This window comes from Streptomyces sp. NPDC079020 (assembly GCF_044542225.1).
Lineage (GTDB): Bacteria > Actinomycetota > Actinomycetes > Streptomycetales > Streptomycetaceae > Streptomyces.
The window spans coordinates 1-19,240 of sequence record NZ_JBITUB010000010.1 but is presented as its reverse complement, the minus strand read 5'-3'; the positions used below and the strand labels follow the sequence as shown (position 1 = coordinate 19,240).

Here is a 19,240-nt window from a genome sequence, read left to right as displayed (position 1 = left end):
AGGGAGTTGCGATGTCGGTGCGCCCCGCGGCCCGGACCACAGGTCTGGTGGTGCTGTTCCTTCCGGTGCACTTAACGTGCTCATGCCAAATTACGCACGAGTAGGGTCGCGGGGGAAGTTACGCGTCGGTAAAAACTGACGTCGCATCACCGTAGGCCGGGCGTCCGGCGCGGGACAGCACGTCAGGCCGCGAGCCGCCCCGGTTTCACCGCCTGCGGTCCGAACCTCGCCCGCAGCCGGTCCGACACCTCCTCGATCCGGCGCGCCCGCTCGTCCGCCGGGTCGAAGCTGAGCTGACGGGCCGCCCGTTCCGCGTCGCCGAGCCCCTCGGCCCTCAGCCCGATCCCCCGGACCCGGGCCCGTTGCAGACCGAGCGAGTCCTGGATCCGGTACGCCAGTTCGGTGAGCGCCGCCGAGTGGGCGGTGGGCTCCCGGAGCGTGCGGCTGCGGGTCAGCGTCGTATAGCCCTTCCGGTCGGCGTACCGCACGGAGACCGCGAGCCCCCGGCACACCTGCCCCTCGGCCCGCAGCCGGGCGCCGAGCTCCTCGGTGAGCGAGAGCAGCGCGCGGCGGTGCCGCTCCCGGTCCAGCTCGTCGCGCGGGAAGGAGCGTTCGGCGGCGATGGAGCGGGCGGCGGCGTTCGGGACGACCCGGGTGCGGTCGATGCCGTTCGCCCGTTCCCACACCTCGCGCCCGGTCCGCACCCCGGTGATCCGCTGCAGGGTGGCCAGCGGCGCCGCGGCGATCCGGCCGACGGAGTCGAGCCCGTATCCGCACAGGGTGCGTGCCGTCGCCGCCCCGACACCGTCCAGCGCGGCGGCCGGCCGGGGCGCGAGGAACGCGGCCTCCTGCCCGTCGGGCACCACGAAGGTCGTCCCGGGCGCGGCCTGCCGCGCCGCCATCCGGGCCAGCATGGGGTTGCCGGCCGCCCCGATCGCGCAGTCCACGCCGTGCAGGGCGAGCGCCCGGACCCGGATCACCGAGGCCAGGTCCACCGCGTCCTGCCCGAAGTAGCGCAGCGCGCCGCTCACATCGGCGAGCGCCGCGTCGGGCGGTGCGGCCTCGACGACCGGGGTGAACGCGCCCAGGAGGGCGAGCAGCCCCTCGTATCCGGTGCCGCCCACCGGCCCCCCGCCGATCCGGCGGAACCGCAGGAACAGGATCGTCGCCCGGCCGTTCATCCCGCGCTCCCGGGGCTCTGGTGCCACAGCTTCCTTCCGGTGGGAGTCCCTTCGCCGGGGGGCTGGAGGTCGGACCAGGGGTTCATCTCGTAACCGGTGGGCAGTGTGATGCGCCGGCCGGTGCCGGTGCCTTTGGGCCCTTCCTCCGGAGCGGCGTCCGTGCCGTCCGGGACCTCCGCCAGCCGCGCCGCGACCGCGTCGAGTCCCCCGCTGCGGCGCAGCTCCGCCAGCTCCGCCAGATTCCAGGCCGCGGCGCCGACCACACTCAGGCTCCGCGGGCCGCGCCGCTGCACCACGCCGCGCACCAGCAGCAGCCAGGAGTGGAAGACCGTGTGCGCGCAGGCCTCGTGGCTGTCGTCGAAGAAGGCCAGGTCCACCAGGCCGGTGCCGTCGTCCAGGGTGGTGAAGATGACCCGTCGCCCGGAGCGGACCGGCGGGGTCTGGGTGGCCGCCTTGGCCCCGGCGACCAGCACGGTCTCACCGTGCCGTGCCTCCCGCAGCCGCTTGGCGGAGAGCGCGCCCAGCTCCTTCAGGAAGACATGGTGGTCCTCCATCAGATGGCGCGAGACATCCATGCTCAGCACGCCGAGTTCGGCACTGAGCCGCTCCGCGGCATTGAGGTCGGGCAGGCCCGCGGAACCGGACTTCCGGCCCTCCCCCAGCGGGAGCTGGGCCCCGTGGGTGCCCGGTCCGGCACTCCGCCGGGCACGGTGGAGCTCGAAGAGGTGCAGCAGCAGATCGCGGCGGTTGGCGCCGAAGGCGTCCAGCGCGCCGACCTGGGCCAGCCGTTCGGCGGCCGGCCTGCCCGGCCGGGCACGCTGCCAGAAGTCCAGCAGCGAACCGTAGGGCTGCCCGGCCTCGATCCGGGCGACCTCGGCCTCGCTGATGCCATGGACGTCCGAGAGTGCCAGCCGCAGCCCCCAGGTCCCGGGACCATCCCCTTCACCGGACACCAGTTCGATTCGATGGGTGGCCGCCGACCGGTTCACGTCCAGCGGCAGTACCGGCACTCCGCGCCGCCGCGCGTCCGCGAGGAGCAGCCGCTTGGGGTACATCCCCGGGTCGTGCGTGAGCAGCCCGGCGTAGAAGGCCGCCGGATGGTGCGCCTTGAGCCAGGCCGACTGGTAGGTCGGTACGGCGAAGGCGACCGCGTGCGCCTTGCAGAAGCCGTAGCTGCCGAATGCTTCGATGATCTCCCAGGTGCGGGCGATCACTTCGACGCCGTACCCCCGCGCGGCCGCGCGCCGCGCGAACCAGACCTTGATCCGGTCCTGCGACCCGGGGTCGGAGAGCCCGCGCCGCACCCGGTCGGCCTCACCCCGGCCGCAGCCGGTCATGATGTCCACCATCTCGATGATCTGTTCGTGGAAGACGACCACGCCATAGGTGTCGCGCAGCGGCCCTTCCAGGTCGGGATGCGGACAGCGGACGGGAGCCCGGCCGTGCCGGGCCTCGATGAACGGCCGCACCATGTCGGCGGCGACCGGGCCGGGCCGGAACAGCGAGATGTCGACGACCAGGTCGTGGAAGGTGGCGGGCTGGAGCCTGCCGACCAGATCGCGCTGGCCCGGCGACTCGATCTGGAAGCAGCCCAGCGTCTCGGCGGTCCTGATCAGCCGGTACGTCTCCGGATCGCCGGGCGGCACGGCATCGAGGTCGACCTCCTCCCCCGAGGCCCGCTTCACCTCCGTGACCGCGTGCGCCATCGCCGACTGCATCCGTACACCCAGCACATCGAGTTTGAGCAGTCCGAGGTGCTCCACGTCCTCCTTGTCGAACTGCGACATCGGGAAGCCCTCGCCACTGGTGGGCACGACGGGGGTACGGCTCAGCAGCGCGGCGTCCGAGAGCAGCACCCCGCACGGGTGCATGGCGATGCTGCGGGGCAGCGCGTCCAGCGCCTCCACCAGTTCCCAGAGCCTCCCGTACGTCTCCTTCCGCTCGGCAACCGCCCTCAGCTCGGGCAGCTCCTCCATGGCGGCGCGGGCGTCGCGGGCCCGGATGTGCGGGAAGGCCTTGGCGAGCCGGTCGGTCTCGGCCGGGTCCATGGAGAGCGCGGCCCCGACGTCCCGGATGGCGTGGCGCACCCGGTAGGTCTCGGGCATGGCGACGGTGGCGACCCGTTCGGCGCCGAAGCGGCCGATGATCCTGCGGTAGACGTCGAGGCGGCGGGCCGATTCGACGTCGATGTCGATGTCGGGCAGCACGAAGCGCCGCTTGGACAGGAAGCGCTCCATCAGCAGCCCGTGCTCGACCGGGTCGGCGTGCGCGATGCCCAGGAGGTGGTTGACCAGGGAGCCCGCGCCGGAGCCGCGGGCGGCGACCCGGATCCCCATGTCCCGTACGTCGTCGACCACCTGGGCGACCGTGAGGAAGTACGAGGCGAAGCCGTGGTGGGCGATGATGTCCAGTTCGTGGTGCATCCGCTCCCAGTAGTCGCGCCTGCGGTCGTGGCCGCGCAGCACCATGCCCGCGGCGGCCCGGGAGGCCAGCACCCGCTGGGCGGTGCGCTGCCCGGCGCCGACGAGACGCGGTTCGGGGAAGTGGACGGTGCCGAGGCCGAGGTCGTCCTCGGGGTCGACGAGGCAGGCGTCCGCGGTGCGGCGGGTCTCCGCCAGCAGCCGCGCCCCGGCGTCCGGGCCGAGGCCCGCGGCGGCGGTGATCCGCTCGGCGGTCTCGCACATCGCGCGGGCGTCCTTGAGCCAGCGCTCACCGCTGTCGAGGGGCGAGCGGCGCGGGTCGACGGGGACGAGCCTGCGGGCCGAGTCGAGCACATCGGCGACCGGGCCCTGTCCCGGGTCGGCGTACCGGACCGCGTTGGTCAGCACGGCCCGTACCCCTTGCTCCGCGGCGAAACCGACGGTCCGGGCGGCGAGCCGCAGCGAGCCCGGCCCGGTGCCCCGGCGGCCGTGGTGGACGGCTTCGAGGCGCAGGTCGTCGCCGTACATCTCCCGCCAGGGCGCGAGCAGCGCGGCGGCCCGGTCGGGACGGCCCGCGGCCAGCGCCCCGCCCACCTCGGAGGCGGGCCCGAGCAGCACGGTGAGCCCTTCGGCGGGCAGCGAGGGCCAGTCCACCAGGGGCGGTCCGGCGCCGGCGGACGGGTCCGGGGACGCGGCATGGGCGGCGGTGACGAGCCGGCACAGTTCCGCCCAGCCGCGCGCGCCGTCACGGGCGAGAAAGGTGACCCGGGGTGCGGATTCATCGACAAAGGCACCACCGCGCACGGGCGCCCGCAGCCGATGCGTGCGGCCCTCCTCCCCCGTACGCCGCGCCACCGCGAGTCCGACGCCGAAGAGCGGCCGGATCCCGGCCTTCTCGCAGGCCCGGACGAAGCGGACGGCGCCCGCGAGGGTGTCGCGGTCGGTCAGCGCGAGGGCGTCCATCCCCCGCTCGGCGGCACGTTCGGCCAGCCGCTCCGGGTGCGAGGCCCCGTATCTCAGGGAGAACCCGGAAACGGTGTGCAGATGCGTGAACCCGGGCATCCGCACCTCCTGGACCGTTCCGTAACCCACCACCCCCCTCGTTCTCCACCATAGACCAAGTTTCGAACATTCGTACGATACCCGGGGCGCGGGACACCCCCGGCCGTCCGATCAGCCATTCGGCCCAGCCCCGCCTGCGCGAACAGCGGGCCGCCCGGACCGTGGGGGCATGACTTTCGTCGACGAGGTGAAGAACGCCGTCACCACACGGGCCGCGCTGCTCGTGATCGGTGTGCTCGGGCTGCAACTCCTGTTCATCGCGTCCTACGTCGGAGCGCTGCACAGCCCGAAGCCGACCGATGTCCCGTTCGGGGTGGTGGCCCCCCAGCAGATGTCCCAGCAGCTCGTCACCCAGCTGGACGCTCTGCCCGGCGGCCCGCTGGACCCCCGCGCGGTCGGTGACGCCGCACAGGCCCGCGAGCAGATCCTGAACCGCGACATCGACGGAGCCCTGATCGTCGACCCGGTGGGGAGGACCGACACCGTACTGGTCGCCTCCGGCGGCGGCACCGTGCTGGCCTCCTCCCTGGAGAAGATCCTCACCGAGGTCGAGGCCACCCAGCGCCGGACCGTGCGCACCGTGGACGTGGCCCCGGCCTCCCCCGACGACTTCGACGGGCTCTCGTCCTTCTACCTCGTCGTGGGCTGGTGCGTGGGTGGCTACCTCTGCGCCTCGATCCTGGCGATCAGCGCCGGCACCAAGCCCGCCAACCGGCAGCGCGCGGCGATCCGGACCGGGGTCATGGCGCTGTACTCGATCGCGGGCGGCATCGGCGGCGCGATCATCATCGGACCGATCCTCGGCGCCCTGCCCGGCAGCCTGTGGGGGCTGTCCGGTCTGGGCGCGCTGGTCGTCTTCTCGGTCGGCATGATCACGCTCGCCCTGCAGGCGCTCACCGGCATCGTCGGCATCGGACTGGCCGTCCTGATCATCGTGGTCGCGGGCAACCCGAGCGCGGGCGGCGCCTTCCCGCTGCCGATGCTGCCGGACTTCTGGCGGGCGATCGGCCCCGCCCTGCCCCCGGGCGCCGGCACCTGGGTGGCCCGCTCGATCGCGTACTTCAAGGGCAACGCGGTCACCGGGCCGCTGCTGGTGCTCTCCGCCTGGGCGGTCGTCGGCACGGCCGGGACCCTGCTGCTGTCCCTGCGGCACAGGCCGGAGACGGACCCGCCCGGTCCGGCACCCGCGGCGGCGACGGCACCGGGCGGGCCGCCCCTCACCTGAGCCCGTCCACGGCCGTCCGGGCGCTCTCCCCGAAAACCCCGAAGACCCCGAAGACCCCGAAGACCCCCGACGGCGGCCCCGGGGCCCCGACGGCCCGGAAACCCGGACGCCCGGATGCCCGGTGCCTGCTCGGCACCGGGCATCCGGGCGGGGTACGCGCGCCTCCGGTCAGCTGCCGTAGTACGCCTGCCGCATCAGCCGGATCATGTCGTCGATCATCGGCATCCGCGGGTTGGCGGGGGCGCACTGGTCGGCGTAGGCGTTCATCGCCTGCTGCGGCAGCGCCTCGACGAAGGCCGTCTCGTCGACGCCCTCCTCGGCGAAGGAGGCCGGGATCCCGCACTTGGCGCGCAGCTCCTCGACGGCACGGGCATAGGACTCGACCCCTTCGGCCGGGGTGGAGGCGGGCAGCCCCAGCATCCGGGCGATCTCCTGGAACCGCTCCGGGGCCCGGTAGACCTCGGCCTTCGGCCAGGGGGTGGCCTTGCCGGTGACCTGGCCGTTGTGCCGGATCACGTGCGGCAGGAGCAGCGCGTTGGTGCGGCCGTGCGGGACATGGAAAGTGTTGCCCAGGGTGTGGGCCATGGCGTGCACCAGGCCGAGGAAGGCGTTGGCGAAGGCCATCCCGGCGACGGTCGACGCGTTGTGCATCTTCTCCCGCGCCTCGGGGTCCCGGGGCCCGTCGGTCACACAGCGCTCCAGGTTGCCGAAGATCAGCTTGATGGCCTGGAGGCAGAGCCCGTCGGTGTAGTCGTTGGCGTAGACGGAGACGTACGCCTCGGTGGCGTGGGTCAGCGCGTCGAACCCGGAGTCCGCGGTGACGTTCGGCGGCAGGCCCATCGGCAGCACCGGGTCGACGATGGCGACGTTCGGGGTGAGGGCGTAGTCGGCGAGCGGGTACTTCTGGGCGGCCGCCGGGTCGGAGATCACCGCGAACGGGGTGACCTCGCTGCCCGTGCCCGACGTGGTCGGGACGGCGACCAGCTGCGCCTTCTCGCCCAGCGAGGGGAAGGTGTAGGCGCGCTTGCGGATGTCGAAGAACTTCTCCTTGGTGTCCGCGAACTCGACCTCGGGGTGCTCGTACATCAGCCACATGATCTTCGCCGCGTCCATCGCGGAGCCGCCGCCCAGCGCGATGATGGTGTCCGGTGCGAAGTCGCGCATCAGCGCGGCCCCGGCCCGTACGGTCTCCAGCTCGGGGTTCGGCTCGACGTCGTCGATCACCTGGAGGGTCACCGGACCGCCCTCGCGGGAGTGCAGGATGTCGATGACCTTCTGTACGTAACCCAGCCTGCCCATGGTCCTGTCGGTGACCACGGTGACCCGGTTCAGCCCGTCCATCTCGCCGAGGTAGCGCAGCGCGTTGCGCTCGAAGTAGATCTTCGGCGGCACCTTGAACCACTGCATGTTGTTGTTGCGCCGTCCGATCCGCTTGATGTTGATGAGGTTGACCGCGGAGACATTGTCGGAGACCGAGTTGTGCCCGTAGCTGCCGCAGCCGAGGGTGAGGGAGGGCAGAAAGGCGTTGTACACGTCGCCGATACCGCCGAAGGTCGAGGGCGCGTTGACGATGATCCGGACCGCCTTGACCCGCCTGCCGAATTCCTCGGCCAGTTCCTCGTCCTCGGTGTGAATGGCCGCACTGTGTCCCAGCCCGTTGAACTCGACCATCTGTGCGGAGAGTTCGAGGCCGTGCCGGGTGGAATCGGCCTTCAGCGCGGCCAGCACCGGGGAAAGCTTCTCCCGGGTGAGCGGTTCGCCCTCACCGACCTCCGCGCATTCGGCGATCAGCAGTGCGGTGTTCTCGGGGACCTGGAATCCGGCCTGTTCGGCGATCCACCGCGGGGACCTCCCGACAACATCCGCGTTCAGCTTCCCGCCGGAACAGTCGGCGGCGAAGGCCGTGGTGCCGAAGACGAACTCCTCCAGCTTGGTCTTCTCGGCGGCGGTGACGACATACGCGCCCAGGCGCTCGAATTCCGCGAGACCCCGGTCGTACACCTCGTGGTCGAGAATGACGGCCTGTTCGGAGGCGCAGATCATGCCGTGGTCGAAGGATTTCGAGAGCACGATGTCATGCACCGCGCGCCGGAGCCTGCCGCTGCTGGTGACATAGGCGGGCACGTTTCCCGCGCCGACGCCCAGGGCGGGCTTCCCGCACGAGTAGGCGGCCTTGACCATGGCGTTCCCGCCGGTCGCCAGGATGGTGGAGACACCGTCGTGGCGCATCAGGAGGCCCGTCGCCTCCATCGAGGGTTCCTCGATCCACTGCACGCAGTCCTCGGGCGCACCGGCCGCCACCGCGGCGTCGCGGACCGTCCTGGCGGCTTCGGCCGAGCAGTGCTGCGCGGAGGGGTGGAACGCGAAGACGATCGGGTTGCGGGTCTTCAGCGCGATCAGCGCCTTGAAGACGGTGGTGGAGGTCGGGTTGGTCACCGGGGTCATCGCGCAGACGACACCGACCGGTTCGGCGATCTCGGTGATGCCGTTCAGTTCGTCGCGGCCGATGACCCCGACGGTCTTCAGTCCGGCCATCGAGTGCGTGATGTGCTCGCAGGCGAACAGGTTCTTGACGGCCTTGTCCTCGAAGAGCCCGCGCCCGGTCTCCTCGACCGCCAGCCGCGCGAGCTCGCCGTGCCGGCCGAGAGCGGCGAGCGAGGCCTTCTTGACGATGTGGTCGACCTGCTCCTGTGTGAACGACCCGTATGCGTCGAGCGCGTTCAAGGCCCTACGGACCAGTCCGTCCACCATCTCTTCGGCCTGCATGACAGGAACTCCTTCATCGAGTCGCGCTCCTTGACACCTCCATTCGACACCTGTGATCACTCCGGAACCGGCCGCCAAAGACCCTGACGGAGGGGCCCAAAGTCCTCTCCCGGCCGCCCCTCTTCTCCATGGAACCTGCTCCCACCTGCGAAGACACCGAGGGACCAAAGCCCTTCGCGAGCTTGTGAAATCGTTCACGAATAATTCGCCCGACGGCGCGCGGGGAAGCGCGCGGCCGCGGTACGGGATCCGGCGGAAGCCCCCTGGCCGTACCTTCACGCCAAGACCTTCACGGTTCCTTCCGACAAGGAGTCCCCGTGGCGCCCCTGATGGGTCATCATCGAAAAGGCAGCACACGCCGGGCACACCGTGCCCGGACCGGCCGGGGAACCGAGGCGGAGGAGGCACGGGTGCGAAGTCGGGTGCGCGCGGCGGACGGGCGGCATCTGATGGTGGAGTGCCTGGGTGATCCGCGCGGCAGACCGGTCTTCCTGCTCCACGGCATGCCGGGCAGCAGGCTGGGCCCCGCTCCGCGCGGCATGGTGCTCTACCAGCGCCGTACGCAGCTGATCACCTATGACCGCCCGGGATACGGCGGCTCCGACCGTCACGCGGGCCGCCGGGTGAGCGATGTCGTCGAGGACGTACGGGCGATCGCCGACTTCCTGGGCCTGGAACGGTTCGCCGTCGTGGGCCGCTCCGGCGGCGCCCCGCACGCCCTGGCCTGCGCGGCGCTGATGCCGGACCGGGTCACCCGCACCGCCGCCCTGGTCGGCCTCGCGCCCTGGGACGCGGAGGGTCTCGACTGGTTCGAGGGGATGGCGGAGTCGAATGTGCTCGCGTACTCCACCGCCGCGGCCGACCCGGACGGCCTCGCGGAGTCCTTCATCATCCGCTCCGAGGAGATCCGGCAGAACCCGGTCAGGCTTCTGGACGATCTGCGCCGGGAGCTGACCGCGTCCGACCGCGTGGTGGTCAACGACGCCGGGATCCGCTCGATGCTGCTGCGCAACTACCGCGAGGGGCTGCGCACTTCGGCGTACGGATGGATCGACGACGCCATCGCGTTCTGCCGTCCCTGGGGCTTCGCCCCGGCGGACATCACCGGTCCGGTGATGCTCTGGCACGGCGAGAAGGACGTGTTCTCACCGGTCGGCCACTCCCGCTGGCTGGCCGGCCAGATCCCCGGGGCCACCGCCGTACTGGAACCGGCGGCGGCGCACTTCGACGCGCTGTCCGCGCTCCCCGGGATCCTCAACTGGCTGCTGGACGACCGGGAGTGCCCGGCCGCCTGACCCCGGCTGACCCCGGCGGGCCCTGCCCCGGCCGGGGCTGGGCCCGCCGGGGCGGGTCCGGCCCCGCTCACACCGCGAGCGGTTCCAGTTCGCGCCGGAACCGGCGCTCGTCCCGGGCGATCCGGGTCAGCGGATGCTCGTCGCCGAGCTGCCTGGTCAGCTCGGCGACCACCTCCGCCCGCAGCTGCACCGCCTCGTTCTCACGTCCCAGCGCGTCGAGCGTGACCGCCCTGTTCGAGGTCATGGCCAGGGTCTCGGGGTGGTAGGCCCCCAGTGCCTCCCGCAGCTGCGAGGACAGCCGCTCCTCCGTCTCCAGCACGATGTCCAGCTCTCCCCGGTCCGCGGTCGCGCTGGCCAGGTTCATCACGCAGAACAGGGTGTTCGGGTGCGCGCGGCCGAACCGCTCCCGCATCGAGGCGACCACCTGCTTCAGCAGCTTCTCGGCCTGCTCCGCCTCCCCCGTCCCCGACAGATAGACACCGAGGTTGTTCTGGGCGGCCAGGGTGTACGGGTGCTTCTCCCCCGGCACCTTCATGTACTGGTCGACCACCTCCCGTGCCGCGTCCCTGGCCTGGACCGGCTCGCCCGCCGCGAACAGGTCCGCCGCCAGGTTGAGGTCGCACGCCAGCGAATCGGGGTTGGCCATGGTGTACTTCGCGCGGTACCTGGCACGGGTGGCCACCGTCAGCCGGTGGGCGTCCTCGAAACGGCCCGCCCTGCGCAGGGAGACCGCGAGGCTCTTCGCGGCGCTGAGCGTGGTCGGGTAGCTCCGGCCGAGCGTCCGCTTGAAGGCGTCGTACGTGCGGCTGAGCAGACCGACGGAGTCCTCGTACCGCCCGATCTCCCGCAGGTCACGGGCCAGGTTCATGGCGGAGGAGAGACTGTAGGGGTGCTCCGCGCCGAGCACTTCGGTCCGTGAGTCGTAGACGTCCTGGTCGATCTCGCGGGCCTTGGCGTACTGCCCGATGCTCCGCAGGTTCAGGGCCAGGTTGTTGGCCGCCGCCAGCGTCCTGGGGTGATCGTCGTGGAAGATCTGGCTGAACCCGTCGCGGGCGTCGGTCGCCAGCTCGATCGCCCGGCCGTAGTCACCGAGCAGACCGAGGTCGATGGCCAGACTGCTGGTGGTCATGTACGTGTGCGGGTGCTCCTGGCCCAGCACCTCCCGCTGCCGCTGGAGGGTCAGCTCGTCGAGCTCCTTCGCCTCCACGTACCGTCCGCGCGTACGCAGGATGTTGGAGAGGTGGAAGCAGAGGTAGAGGTACTGGAGGTCCCGCTCCCCCAGTGTCTCCAGCCAGGTCTCGCGCAGTCCGTCACCGAGGGTGGCCGCGGTCCGGACGTCCCCGCGCTTCCACAGATAGCGCACCCGGTCGATCAGGAGCCTGCGGGGCTCCGGCTCCTTGCAGTTGCGCGCGTCGGACGGGCCCAGGTGCGGCCAGATGGTGGCGAAGGTCTGCCAGGTCTCCGGGTTGTCGATCGGCTCGTCGTCGTCGGGCCGCGCACCCGCCAGAATGCGGTGGACGACATGGCGGGCCTCCCGCTGTTCCTCCTCGCTGAGCTGGGCCCTGATCACCGCCTGCACCAGACGGTGCACCTGGATGGAGTTGGACACCTGGTCGACCTTGGCGAGGGCGAACCGGCCGATCTCCCGGATGACCCGGCCGAGCACCAGTTTCTCCTGGAGCGAGGCGTCGTACGGCTTCAGCGCCTCGATCATCTCCTTGCTGTAGAGGAGATTCCCGGAGATCGGCTCGGGCGCGAAGAAGGCGCAGAGCTGGAGCAGCCGCACCGCGGCGGGCGAGCGCTCCTTGAGCCGGGCGATGGAGATGTTCCAGGTCGCGGCGACCGGTTCGGGATAGCCGGCGGGCTGGTTGAGGGCGAGGACCTGGGGGGCCTGCTGGGCGAGCTGTTCCAGATAGGCGCCGATGGGGGTGGCGGTCTCCGCGATCCAGGCCGCCGCCTGCTCGACGGCGAGCGGCAGGTCACCGACCGCGGTGGCCACCTGGGCGGCGTCGTCGTCGCTGAGTCCCGGGGCGCGGCGCTGGAGGTGCTCGATGGACTCCTCGCGGAGGAAGACATCGACGGGCAGCGCGTCGCCGTGCTGGGACCAGGTCTGGTTCCGGGAGGTCACCAGGATGTGGCCGGAGCCGCCCTGCGGGAAGTAGCGGCGGAGCTGTTCGGGATCGTCGGCGTTGTCGAACACCAGCAGCCAGCGGTCCGAGGGCACTCCGCGCCGCAGCAGGTCGACGGCCTCCTGCGAGGCCGCGGCCATGTCCTCGCCGCCCTGGGCACCGAGCCGGACGGCGAGTTCGGCCAGTGAGGCGACCACGTCGTCGGGCTGCTCGGACGATATCCACCAGACCAGGTCGTAGTCGGCCATGAAGCGGTGCACGTACTCCAGCGCCACCTGGGTCTTGCCGACGCCGCCGAGTCCGTACAGGGTCTGCGGCTGCGGCAGGACGACCGCCATGCCGCCGCCGAGCTGGTCGCGCATCCGTTCCAGGACGAGGGAGCGGCCGGTGAATCCGGGGTTGCGCGGCGGGGCGTTCCAGATCCTCGGCACGGTGCCGGGGAAGCGGGGCCCCGGTGACGTCCCGTCGACCAGCTGCACCGGCCGGTCCAGCGCGCGCATCAGGGCCGTGGTGGCGTGCACCTCGTCGAGCCGGAAGAGATCGACGGGGTTGCGGTCGATGTAGGGGGCGCTGAGACGTACGTCCCCGACCCTGAACGGCAGCAGCTGGCGCCGGCCGCCGCCGGGGTCCTCGGAGACCGCGCGGTCCCACAAACCCACCGCGCGCTGGGACTTGAGGTAGGCGCTGGAGAGCAGGACGACGGTCCTGGCCGCGTTCTCGGCGGTGACGTCCGCCGGTTCCGGGCGCTCGCTCCGTTCGGCGGAGACATCGCGCGGGACGACCCTAAAGCCGGCCCGGGTGAGGACGGATTCGATCCAGTCGGCCCACATCCGGTTCTCCGCCACATAGCTGAGGAAGAGGTCGGCGGGTAGCGCGGGCCTGCGGCGGGTGAAGGCGTCCCGGATACGCAGGCGCACCTCGTCGCCCACCGGGGGCATGGCGGTGATCTGCCGGTCGGTGATGACCGCGGTGAGCCGTTCGAAGGCGGAGAGCAGCGAGTTGGTGAGCCCGGCCTCGTCCCCGAAGGTGGCGAGCGTCTCCTCGTAGGCGTAGTAGGGGCGGTACGGAATCTCCACCGCGCCCCAGTAGGCGGTGAGTTCGTCGCCCGACAGATCGCGCGGCAGCCGGTCGAACTTGAGCCGGGCCAGCGCCCGTCCGGCGTCGGCCTTCTCCTTCTCGCCCTCGTCGATGCGCATCGGGACGGGGAAGATCGCGATGGGACGGCCGGTGTAGCGCTCGGCGATCTGCCGGGCGACGGAGGCGGCGCCGTCGATGGACTGGTCGCTGAGGGTGAAGCAGTCGACGAGCACGTCGGGGAGGTGGACGGTGCAGATGTCGGCGATGTCGCTGAGGCCGGTACGGCTGTCGATGAGGACGTAGTCGTAGTTGGCCTTCATGTCCTCGCGCAGGGCGTCGAAGAAGTGGCCGCCGCCGAGCCGGTCGTAGAAGTTGTCCCAGTCGAAGGTGGAGACGGTCGCGGAGTATTCGCGGTTCTGCCGTCCGGCGGAGACGAAGTCGAGGGTGCCGCCCTGCGGGAACTCCCAGCCGAGCGCCTCGGGGGTGAGGGAGACCGCGTGCGGCTGGATGCGGGCGTAGTCGCGGTGCCAGTCGTCCGCGCGCTGGGCGGGGCTGGTCGCGGCCCAGGCGTACTCGGTGATCAGGTCGATCACCCCGGTGGTGGCACCGAGGGTGGAGGGGTCGAGGAAGGGGTGGAAGAACCGGTGCAGACCGGGTGCCTCCAGGTCCCAGTCGACGGCCAGTACCCGCTTGCCGTTGGCGGCGAGGATCCAGGCCGTGTTGGCCAGGGCCATCGTGCGGCCCGTACCGCCCTTGTACGAGTAGAAAGTGACGATGCGCCCGTCACGACCGGCAGTCATACGTCCTCCGCTTGCGTCGCAGGGTCGTTCGGGTCGGGTAGGAAGCTGGTGTTGCCCATGGGTCCCATCAGCCGCGTCCGTTCGCTGTGTCCTCCGCCGGTGGCCGGTGGATACGCCGTCGCGTGGCGCAGATACTGCTGGGCGGCCACCTCGACCACCTGGGGCAGGATCTGCCCGAAGGCGTCCATGGTCGGCACTCCTTTGGCCGCCGCGCGGCAGAAGGCCCGCCCCTGCCGCATCTTGGCCGGCATGGTCTGTTCGAGTTTCTCGGTGAGTTCGGCCTCGGCCGCCCGGCTCTGGTGGTCGTCACGGTTCCACGGCACGACCATGGTCACCCAGGGGCGGTTCTCGGCGTCGAAGGCGGCGAGCCGGCGCCGCCGCTCCTCGTCCTGGAGGGCCCAGCGGTCGACGAGGAGTATCTCGGGGGTGCTGGGCGACTGTTTGCCCTCGGGCTGCCCGGACTCCTCGTCGAACGAGGAGATGACGGCCTGGTAGTTGAGCGAGCGCACCAGTTCCTCGGCCACATAGGCCAGCGGTCTCGCGGCGGCCGGATGATAGGGGTTCCAGTCCTGCGGGTTGTCGCCGTAGTAGTCGCTGTTGCGCCCCTCGGGCAGGTCGTGGCGGGTGGGCGCGCAGATGGTGATCCGCATCGGCCGGGGGGCGCCCACGCCGCTGCTGCGCGAGCCGAAGGCACTGGGGGCGAGGCGGTAGTCGACCGGCCGGCCGGTGTCGATCCGCACCGTGTCGGCGACGCTGACGATCCGCTTGGCCAGTTCGTAGACGGCCCGTTCGTAGTCCTGGGCGAACAGCCTGAGCTTGATCAGCCCGTAGAGTCCGTCGCTGACGTACCGGTCCCCGAAGTCCCGGTGGTTGAACTGCAGCCGCTCCGCCGATCCCGGCAGCTGGCTGGGAGGCACCGGGACCCAGAGCGCCGGGACGATCGCTTCGGCCGGCTGGTTCGAGCGCGCCCGGTGGTGGATGGCGCGCTGTTCGAACGCGTACCACTCCTTGCCGCACATCTCGCTGGCGAAGTAGCGCGGTGAGAACAGCGGAACGAAGACCCGGCAGGTGGCGAGCACTCCGCCGAGCCGTTCCGACCAGCCCTCACCGGAGCGTATCTCCCGGTCCATGAACCCCGCGGGTGCTCCCGCGGGGAGATCGGTCATGGCCATCACATGGCCGCACAGATCTTGGAATAACCGTTCGACCCACATATCGGGGTCCGTTCCACCGCCGTACCCCGGTGTATGCGCGTAACTCAGAAAGAAGTACGGCCGATGGTCCGCCGCTCGCTGCTGCGTCGATGCGTGCACACGACCCCCGTCCTGTGTGAGCACTCGCATCCGAGGAGTAGGAAAAGAATGCGAGCGAATTCATCATTCCGGAGCGGACTGCGCTCCACCCCCCTGGCGTTCGGTCATTGAACGCCGCTTTTCGGTCAACCGTTCCCGGTTTCGGACCCGGGTGTTATTGATCAAGAACAGCGTTGCGGCCCTTTCCCCCACATGTCCCGTGTGTACCGCTGATCTCTTTCCGTACTACGGCCAGAAGACGCTTTCCGTCGACGGTCGGTTCTGCCGCCTTTTCGATCATGTCGAGCGCTTCCGGTACGCCCTGGAGGAACCGTGGCGCGAAGAGGCCGAGCCCCGCCCGTTCATAGGTCTCCGTCAGCAGCCGGGAGAACGATACGGATTCTTCCCGCCAGGGCAACCGATGATCCCAGGAACCGTCCGACGCGTACAGATCCGTGACTTCGGCAAGCGCCCGCAGTTTCGCCCGCCGGAAACCGCCCAGCAGTGCGAGTGCCAGCTCCCGGGCGTCCCCGCCCGCGCCGATCGCGAGCGCCCCGTAGCCGTGCCGCCCCACGGCGGCCCCGCCGGCGGCCGACGGGGCCAGCGGGGTCAGGGTGGTGAGCGCCCCGGCCGCCTCGGCCGCCAGTTCCGGTACGGCGTCCTCCAGCAGCGCCCAGGCCGCCGCGAGGCGTGCGCCCCAGGCCTCGGCCCCGTCCCGGCCGAGCCGCGGCGCCACGGGGGTGCCGAAGCAGTCGCGGTAGGGATCGAGGTCGTCGAGGAGGAACCCGGGCGCCCCGGCCGCCGTCACCCGGCGCACCGGCTGCCAGTGGGGGCCGTCCGGGTCGCCGAGCGCGATGTGCGGCTCCGCGTGGCCGCCGCCTTCACGGCGGACCGTGAACCCCTCGCCGGTGCCGCCGACCAGAGCCGCGCCGCGGTCCCCCGGTCCGCCGATCCGCACCGCGCCCAGGGTGGGCAGGAAGAACCGGCCCTCCCTGTACGTCACCCGGACGGGCAGATCGAGTCCGGCGCGCACGGCGGCGGCGGCCACGGACGCGGCCAGCCGCTCCGCCGCCCGGCCGTCGTCGGGCCGCCCGGCACGTACCCCCTCCAGCGCGTCGAGCAGCCAGCTCCGGGTGAACGGATGGCCGAGCACGGCGTCCAGTCCGGCGGCACCGGCCGCCGTCCCCTCGGCCCGCACCGCCAGCTCCCACGCCCGGTCCCAGCTCTCCCCGCCCCGCCCGTCGAGTTCCTCGTTGAGCGCGGCGAGCAGGGTACGCGTCAGGTCCTGCTGCTCCCCGGCCAGTTCGTACGGCTCCGTCACCGCGGGCAATCCGAGGGACGCCCCGGCGCGCTCCTCGATGCCCTGGACGAGCGCCTTCAGATCGGCGCAGTACACCGAGGGGTTGTCGAACCCGCCGGCCGAGCGGTAGCGGTGGGTGTAGAGACCACCGCCGCACGAGCGCACGACCGGGCAGCTGCGGCAGGTCTTGCTGACCCCGGCGAGGCCGAGCTGCCGCGCCCGGACACCGGGATGGGCGGCGACCTCGTCGAAGGAGTTCGTGAACACGTCGAACCCGGTGGCCGCCGCGCCCTCGTAGGCGCTCTTGAGGGAATCCACCTGTTCCAGCTGCCCGTCGGTCTCGACGACGACCAGGTCGGTGGGGGCGAGCCCGAGGGATTCGGTGAGGCTGGGGCCGCCGCTCAGGCTGGAGAGGACCGAGGCGAAGAGCCGTACCGGGACCGGCCTGCCCTGCTCCGTCCAGCGGTCGAAGATCGCGAGGAGCCAGTCGGCGTAGGCGGTGGGGGAACCGTCCGGGCGCGGCGGGGGCTCGTCCCAGGTGGCGTGCGGGAGGAGGAAGTCGACGAGCGGCGGTTCCAGCTCGGCCAGTGCCTCGTACACCGCGATCGGATCGTTCCGGATGTCGACGGTGCACAGCAGGCCGAGGTCGAGATGGCGGTAGCGCTCCTGCCGGAGCAGATGGACGGCGTCGAGGACCAGCGGGTGGCTGGTGCGTCCGTTCGCGAAGCGGCGGTGCCGGTCGTTCGCCGTACGGTCGCCGTCGAGCGAGATCCCGACCTTGACGCCGAACTCGTCGAAGAGGTCGAGGTATCGGGGGCTGAGCTGGACACCGTTGGTGTGAATCCTGAGGTCCAGCTCAGCGATACCGTGCAGTGCCGAGCCGAGCTCCTCGCAGACGCGGCGCAGCCGCGCGGGCCCTGCCAGGAGCGGCTCTCCCCCATGCAGGATCACTGAAAGGGAAGAGAGCCCATGAGTCGCCGCGTGTTCGGCCAGGCGTCGGGAGGTCCAGGAAATAGCGTCGTCAGAGATTGTCTTGGGGCGGGTACGCCAGCTCTGATCCGCATGTTCATAGACATAGCAATGGTCGCAGGCGAGATCGCACCGGCTGTGCACCTTGAGTACGATTTCGCGAAAGGGGACCAGGGGTCCTGTCATTCCCCCAGTCTAGCCATCCGACGGACCGGTTCAGAGCGCCGAACTGAAGGTCGAAGTCCGCGTGGGACGGCCGGCGGTGGCGCCGAAAACCCTGCTGAGCTTCCGGGTGGCATCGGCACTGCGGGCGTCGATGTCGACGAGCGGTGCACGACTCTTCGCGTTGGCGAAGGCGGGGGAGGATTCGTTGGTCTTCACGGCCGTCCTTGAGGGGTTGTTTCCGGACACTTGAATGTCACCGGTATCTGCATAATTGCAGCGTCCGGCGGCATGACTTTACTCCCATCCGAGCCCTCACACACGTTGACCGGCGTGCCATTAACGCCCCGTTTCTCCGGGGGAAACACCGTGCGCGCCCGGCCGGTCGGGTGAGGGGAGAAACCGCAGGCCGCGGGGGTGGGGACCGGCGGTACCCGCGGCCTGCGCGGCATTCCCCGGTGAGGGCGCCCGCGGACGGGCACGGGACCCACGCACAGGCGGCGGGGGCACGCAACTTCCGGATTGCCGGGTGACCTGAATTCGCGGGCCACGGAATACCGCCCCGCGCCGCGGTGCCGGGTGTGTCCCGCCGGGCCGGCGGACGCTCCGTCACAGGGGCTCCGCCCGCGAACGCACAGGCGAGCAGGACCGCGAACGTGCTGCGGACATGGCTGCGAACGCGCTCACGAACAGGGCCGCGAACGCGCCCTGCGGGGGGCCGTCAGTCGAGCGGGGCGTTGTAGCCCACCCGCGAGCCCCTCATGCAGTCCAGGACCCGCTCGTGGCTGTCGCCCACGACGTCGGTCACCCTGACGCGCACATAGAGCGCGTCGACCTGCTCGACGAACTTCCGGGAGAAGGCGCCGACCAGGACCGATTCATATCCTCCGGTGCCCACCAGGGGGAATCCCGGACCGAAGGCGATCAGCTGGAAGTCCCTCTTGACGAGCAGACCGGCCGCCGTCAGGTCGTCCAGGACGTCGGAGACATCGACCCACGGCGCGTCGGCGGCATCGGGTTCGCCCCGGCGGACCAGCCGGCAGTCCCAGTTCTCGATGACGGCGATGTGCTGTCCGCCGTTGAGTATGCCCACGCGCCAGGCGTCCGCGTCCCCCTTCAGGAGCCCCTTGGCCCAGGCTCCCCGCCAGCCGAGGTACGGCCGCACGGTGCGGGCGTACTGCGCCCTGGCCAGGACCGCCCCGGCGGCCACGGCCAGCAGGCTGCCCAGCGCCTCCATGTCGAGCAGCTGCAGGCGCCAGGGCCACTCGGTCCGCGCCTCGCCCGTCATATTGGCGCGGATGGCCTCCCAGATCAGCACCAGGGTCAGCAGTCCCAGCAGCACCAGGGGCGCGGTGAACAGAAGAGGGCTGCGGCGCACCCTGCGCTGGGTGTCGGACAGCGGCACGCCGCCGTCCTCGTCGCTCCGGTCCGTCTCGATCACGCACTCCCCCCGCCGAGAGCCGATCGCCTAAGACCGACCGGCAAATGGATCACTTGAGGCGTCGGGTGGTGGGGCGGCCGTCCCAGCGGTAGCGGCTCGTCGAGCGTCGGATGAGCATGCG

Annotated in this window: 10 protein-coding genes; 2 read left to right on the top strand and 8 right to left on the bottom strand. The window is 71.2% G+C overall.

Annotation, left to right across the window (positions count from 1 at the left end; all coding sequences use genetic code 11):
- Window positions 1-182: 182 nt before the first annotated feature.
- Window positions 183-1,181 carry a hypothetical protein gene (locus tag ACIGJO_RS21375; RefSeq protein WP_399960809.1) on the bottom strand — a complete coding sequence of 333 codons (999 nt, stop codon included), beginning with the start codon at window positions 1,179-1,181 and terminating at the stop codon, window positions 183-185.
- Window positions 1,178-4,663, bottom strand: coding sequence for a DNA polymerase III subunit alpha (locus ACIGJO_RS21370; RefSeq protein WP_399960301.1), 3,486 nt, complete (start codon window positions 4,661-4,663; stop codon window positions 1,178-1,180). Before ACIGJO_RS21370 ends, ACIGJO_RS21375 begins: the two co-directional genes overlap by 4 nt.
- A gap of 169 nt (window positions 4,664-4,832) precedes the next feature.
- On the opposite strand from ACIGJO_RS21370, the gene ACIGJO_RS21365 reads away from it, so the two are divergent.
- Window positions 4,833-5,888, top strand: a complete 1,056-nt coding sequence (locus ACIGJO_RS21365; protein ID WP_399960299.1) for a DUF3533 domain-containing protein — start codon at window positions 4,833-4,835, stop codon at window positions 5,886-5,888.
- A gap of 168 nt (window positions 5,889-6,056) precedes the next feature.
- Here the strand turns inward: ACIGJO_RS21365 and adhE are convergent, their stop codons facing one another.
- A complete protein-coding gene (adhE, locus tag ACIGJO_RS21360; RefSeq protein WP_399960297.1) occupies window positions 6,057-8,654 on the bottom strand; it encodes a bifunctional acetaldehyde-CoA/alcohol dehydrogenase in 2,598 nt (865 codons plus the stop codon).
- Window positions 8,655-9,064: 410 nt separating this feature from the next.
- Between adhE and ACIGJO_RS21355 the strand changes: the two genes are divergently transcribed.
- A complete protein-coding gene (locus ACIGJO_RS21355; protein ID WP_399960295.1) occupies window positions 9,065-9,949 on the top strand; it encodes an alpha/beta fold hydrolase in 885 nt (294 codons plus the stop codon).
- Window positions 9,950-10,016: 67 nt separating this feature from the next.
- Here the strand turns inward: ACIGJO_RS21355 and fxsT are convergent, their stop codons facing one another.
- The 5 genes from fxsT to ACIGJO_RS21330 all read right to left on the bottom strand — a co-directional run bounded on the left by fxsT (window position 10,017) and on the right by ACIGJO_RS21330 (window position 19,119).
- A complete protein-coding gene (gene fxsT / locus ACIGJO_RS21350; RefSeq protein WP_399960293.1) occupies window positions 10,017-13,955 on the bottom strand; it encodes an FxSxx-COOH system tetratricopeptide repeat protein in 3,939 nt (1,312 codons plus the stop codon).
- Window positions 13,952-15,298, bottom strand: a complete 1,347-nt coding sequence (fsxC, locus tag ACIGJO_RS21345) for an FxsC protein (RefSeq protein ID WP_329945556.1) — start codon at window positions 15,296-15,298, stop codon at window positions 13,952-13,954. The genes fxsT and fsxC overlap by 4 nt, the downstream gene beginning before the upstream one ends.
- A gap of 124 nt (window positions 15,299-15,422) precedes the next feature.
- Window positions 15,423-17,702 carry a radical SAM/SPASM protein FxsBH, inactivated beta-hydroxylase extension form gene (gene fxsBH, locus ACIGJO_RS21340; RefSeq protein ID WP_399960290.1) on the bottom strand — a complete coding sequence of 760 codons (2,280 nt, stop codon included), beginning with the start codon at window positions 17,700-17,702 and terminating at the stop codon, window positions 15,423-15,425.
- A 30-nt stretch (window positions 17,703-17,732) separates the two neighbouring features.
- Entirely contained in the window at window positions 17,733-17,897 is a 165-nt protein-coding gene (fxsA, locus tag ACIGJO_RS21335; RefSeq protein WP_399960288.1) for an FxSxx-COOH cyclophane-containing RiPP peptide, read from the bottom strand.
- 502 nt (window positions 17,898-18,399) lie between these two features.
- Complete coding sequence (locus tag ACIGJO_RS21330) at window positions 18,400-19,119, bottom strand: hypothetical protein (RefSeq protein WP_399960286.1); 720 nt, start codon at window positions 19,117-19,119, stop codon at window positions 18,400-18,402.
- Window positions 19,120-19,240: the final 121 nt, after the last annotated feature.

Coding starts and splice junctions, on each gene's coding strand:
- fsxC (WP_329945556.1), bottom strand. CDS start 15,298: ATGCGAGTGCTCACACAGGACGGGGGTCGTGTGCACGCATCGACGCAG.
- adhE (WP_399960297.1), bottom strand. CDS start 8,654: ATGCAGGCCGAAGAGATGGTGGACGGACTGGTCCGTAGGGCCTTGAAC.
- ACIGJO_RS21365 (WP_399960299.1), top strand. CDS start 4,833: ATGACTTTCGTCGACGAGGTGAAGAACGCCGTCACCACACGGGCCGCG.
- ACIGJO_RS21370 (WP_399960301.1), bottom strand. CDS start 4,663: ATGCCCGGGTTCACGCATCTGCACACCGTTTCCGGGTTCTCCCTGAGA.
- fxsBH (WP_399960290.1), bottom strand. CDS start 17,702: ATGACAGGACCCCTGGTCCCCTTTCGCGAAATCGTACTCAAGGTGCAC.
- fxsT (WP_399960293.1), bottom strand. CDS start 13,955: ATGACTGCCGGTCGTGACGGGCGCATCGTCACTTTCTACTCGTACAAG.
- ACIGJO_RS21375 (WP_399960809.1), bottom strand. CDS start 1,181: ATGAACGGCCGGGCGACGATCCTGTTCCTGCGGTTCCGCCGGATCGGC.